We start from the raw sequence: 4,043 nt of genomic DNA on the forward strand, positions 1-4,043 counted from the left end.
CCGGGCCCGGTCACCACGGACCCGCGACTCGGCGGACCCGGCGCGCGCCGCGGCTCGCCAGTCGGCCCACGTGGTCACGGCCGTGTCGAACCTTCGGGAGGGCGACGCAGCGGCCCGCAACCGGCCGGCCTCGGCCTCGGCGCCCGGCGGTGGCGTGCTGTCCGCCCTCCGGGAAGCCATCGAGCGGCGCGGCGTCGTACTCATCGGGTTCACCGACAACCAGGGCGTCGTGAGCGAGCGCGCCGTCGCACCCCTCGCCGTCGAAGGCGGCCGGCTGACCGCTCGCGACCAGGACGCGGAGGCCGACGACCCCGACGCCGAGCGGACCTACGCCGTGCACCGGATCAGTCGGGTCGTTCCGGTCGCGTAGTCTCGTGCGGTGACAGACGGACCGTTGATCGTGCAGTCGGACAAGTCCCTGCTGCTGGAGGTCGACCATCCGCAGGCGGCCGAGTGCCGCAAGGCGATCGCCCCCTTCGCAGAGCTCGAGCGCTCCCCCGAACACATCCACACCTACCGGCTCACGCCGCTCGGCCTGTGGAACGCCCGCGCCGCCGGTCACGACGCCGAGCAGGTCGTCGACACCCTGCTCAGCTTCTCGCGCTACGCCGTCCCGCACGCGTTGCTGGTCGACGTCGCGGAGACGATGGCGCGCTACGGCCGGCTGAAGCTCGAGAAGCACCCCGTCCACGGCCTCGTGCTGACGTCGACCGATCGACCCGTGCTCGAAGAGGTCCTGCGCGCCAAGAAGATCGCCGGGATGCTCGGCGAGCGCCTCGACCCCGACTCCGTGGCAGTCCACCCCTCCGAGCGGGGCAACCTCAAGCAGGCGCTGCTGAAGCTCGGCTGGCCGGCCGAGGACTATGCCGGGTACGTCGACGGCGAGGCCCACGCGATCGACCTCACCGAGGACGACTGGGAGCTGCGCACCTACCAGCGCGAGGCCGCCGAGTCGTTCTGGAACGGCGGCTCCGGGGTCGTCGTACTGCCGTGCGGAGCGGGCAAGACCATCGTCGGCGCGGCCGCCATGGCGCAGGCGCAGGCCACCACGCTGATCCTGGTCACCAACACGGTCAGCGCGCGGCAGTGGAAGGACGAGCTGGTCAAGCGCACGTCGCTGACCGCAGACGAGATCGGCGAGTACTCCGGCACCGTCAAGGAGATCCGGCCGGTCACCATCGCGACGTACCAGGTCATCACGACCAAGCGGAAGGGCATCTACCCGCACCTCGAGCTCTTCGACGCCCGCGACTGGGGCCTGATCGTGTACGACGAGGTGCACCTGCTGCCCGCACCGATCTTCCGGATGACGGCCAACCTCCAGGCGCGTCGCCGGATCGGCCTGACCGCCACACTCGTGCGCGAGGACGGCCGCGAGGGCGACGTGTTCTCGCTGATCGGCCCGAAGCGGTACGACGCCCCGTGGAAGGACATCGAGGCGCAGGGCTGGATCGCCCCGGCCGACTGCATCGAGGTGCGCGTCAGCCTGACCGACTCCGCGCGGATGGTCTACGCGACGTCCGAGGCCGAGGAGCGCTACCGCCTGGCCGCGTGCACGCCAGAGAAGATCCGGGTCGTCCGCGACCTGGTCGCGCGCCACGCCAACCAGCCGACGCTCGTGATCGGCCAGTACCTCGACCAGATCGAGGAGCTGTCCCAGGCCCTCGACGCCCCCGTCATCACGGGCGCCACCCCGGTCAAGGAACGCCAGCGACTGTTCGAGGCGTTCCGCAGTGGTGAGGTCGGACTGCTGGTCGTGTCGAAGGTCGCGAACTTCTCGATCGACCTGCCCAGCGCCGAGGTCGCCATCCAGGTCTCCGGCTCGTTCGGTTCCCGCCAGGAGGAGGCCCAGCGCCTCGGCCGCCTGCTGCGGCCCGGGGAACCCGGCCCCGACGGTGAGCGGAAGATCGCGCGGTTCTACACGATCGTCTCCCGCGACACCGTCGACGCCGACTTCGCCCAGAACCGCCAGCGGTTCCTGGCCGAGCAGGGGTACGCGTACCGGATCGTCGACGCCGACGACCTGGACGCGTCAGCGGACCAGGTCTGATCAGGCCGCGCTGACGGCCTGTTCCTCCGCGGCGACCAGCGCCAGGCCGAGGATCTCGGTCACGTGGCCGACCGGGTGCACCGTCAGCTGCTCCAGGATCTCCGCCGGTACGTCGTCCAGGTCGGGCCGGTTGCGTTCGGGAATGAACACGTCCGTGACCCCGGCCCGCTGCGCGGCGAGCAGCTTCTGCTTCACGCCGCCGATCGGGAGCACGCGACCGGAGAGGGTGACCTCGCCGGTCATCGCCACGTCGGACCGCACGGGGCGGCCGGTCAGCAGCGACACCAGCGCCGTCACCATCGTGACGCCGGCCGACGGGCCGTCCTTCGGGATCGCACCCGCCGGGAAGTGCACGTGCAGCGACCGCTCGAAGGCGGAGGCCGGGACACCGAGCTCGGCGGCGTGCGAGCGCACCCAGGAGAGCGCGATCCGGGCCGATTCCTTCATCACGTCACCGAGCTGACCGGTGACCGTCAGGCCGGCCTCGCCCTCGGCGACCGACGTCTCGACGTACAGCACGTCACCGCCCATGCCGGTCACGGCGAGACCGGTGGCGACACCGGGGACGGAGGTCCGCTCCTGGACGTCCGGCGTGAACCGGGGACGCCCGATGAGGTCGTTGAGCTGGTCGAGGCCGATGTCGACGCGGTCCACCTCGCCAGACGCGAGACGGGCGGTGGCCTTGCGGAAGGCCTTGGCGAGCAGCCGCTCGACCTGGCGGACACCGGCTTCGCGGGTGTAGTTCGACGCGATCTCGCGCAGTGCCTCGTCGCTGATGGTCACCTCGTCGGTGCCGAGCGCGGCGCGCTCGAGCTGCCGCGGCACCAGGAAGTCCCGGGCGATCGCGACCTTGTCGTCCTCGGTGTAGCCGTCGAGGGTGACCAGCTCCATCCGGTCCAGCAACGCCGCGGGGATCTGGCCGATGTCGTTGGCGGTCGCGATGAACAGCACGTTCGACAGGTCGAGGTCGAGCTCGAGGTAGTGGTCGCGGAACGTGTGGTTCTGCGCGGGGTCCAGGACCTCGAGCAGCGCCGCCGCGGGGTCACCGCGGTAGTCCGAACCGACCTTGTCGATCTCGTCGAGGAGCACGACCGGGTTCATCGAACCGGCCTCCTTGATGGCGCGTACGACGCGACCGGGCAGGGCGCCGACGTACGTCCGCCGGTGGCCCCGGATCTCGGCCTCGTCCCGGACACCGCCGAGGGCGACGCGGACGAAGTTGCGCCCGAGGGCACGGGCGACGGACTCACCGAGCGACGTCTTGCCGACTCCCGGAGGACCGGCCAGCAGGATCACGGCACCGGAGCCGCGGCCGCCGACGACATCGAGGCCACGCTCCTCCCGACGGGCACGTACGGCGAGGTACTCCGTGATCCGGTCCTTCACCTCGTCGAGCCCGTGGTGGTCGGCGTCGAGGACCGCGCGAGCAGCGACGACGTCCGTGTCGTCCTCGGTCCGGACCGACCACGGCAGGTCGAGCACCGTGTCGAGCCAGGTCCGGATCCAGCCGGCCTCGGGGTTCTGGTCGCTGGCCCGTTCGAGCTTGTCGACCTCGCGCAGCAGCGCCTCGCGAACGTGGTCGGGCACGTCGGCGGCCTCGACCCGGCTGCGGTAGTCATCGGTGTCGGCCTCGCCCTCACCGAGCTCCTTGCGGATCGCGGCGAGCTGTTGGCGCAGCAGGTAGTCCCGCTGCGACTTCTCCAGGGACTCCCGGACGTCCGACTCGATCTTCTCGCTGACCTCGGACTCGGTGACGAAGTCACGGGTCCAGTCGACGAGGAGCTGCAGGCGCTCGGCCACGGCAGGCGTCTCGAGCAGCTGCCGCTTGCGGTCGTCGCTGAGGTACGGCGCGTACCCGGCCGTGTCGGCGAGCGTCGCCGGGTCCTCGATCCGGGTCACGTTGTCCGCGACCTGCCAGGCCTCGCGGCGGTGCAGGAGACCGACGACGAGCTGCTTGTACTCGTCGGCCAGCGCACGCACGGCGTCGTCGACC

Annotated in this window: 2 protein-coding genes and 1 pseudogene; 2 read left to right on the forward strand and 1 reads right to left on the reverse strand. The window is 71.2% G+C overall.

What is annotated here, in order from left to right; genetic code table 11:
* A pseudogene (locus ACOADB_RS18350) lies at positions 1–370 on the forward strand (hypothetical protein); the annotation flags it as partial.
* 9 nt (positions 371–379) lie between these two features.
* Positions 380–2,050: a DNA repair helicase XPB gene (locus ACOADB_RS18355; RefSeq protein ID WP_378601620.1), complete on the forward strand. Its 1,671-nt coding sequence runs from the start codon at positions 380–382 to the stop codon at positions 2,048–2,050.
* Here the strand turns inward: ACOADB_RS18355 and lon are convergent.
* A partial coding sequence (gene lon, locus ACOADB_RS18360; protein ID WP_378601623.1) for an endopeptidase La occupies positions 2,051–4,043 on the reverse strand: 1,993 nt, incomplete at its 5' end.

The organism is Nocardioides sp. CPCC 206348 (assembly GCF_048654705.1).
Lineage (GTDB): Bacteria > Actinomycetota > Actinomycetes > Propionibacteriales > Nocardioidaceae > Nocardioides.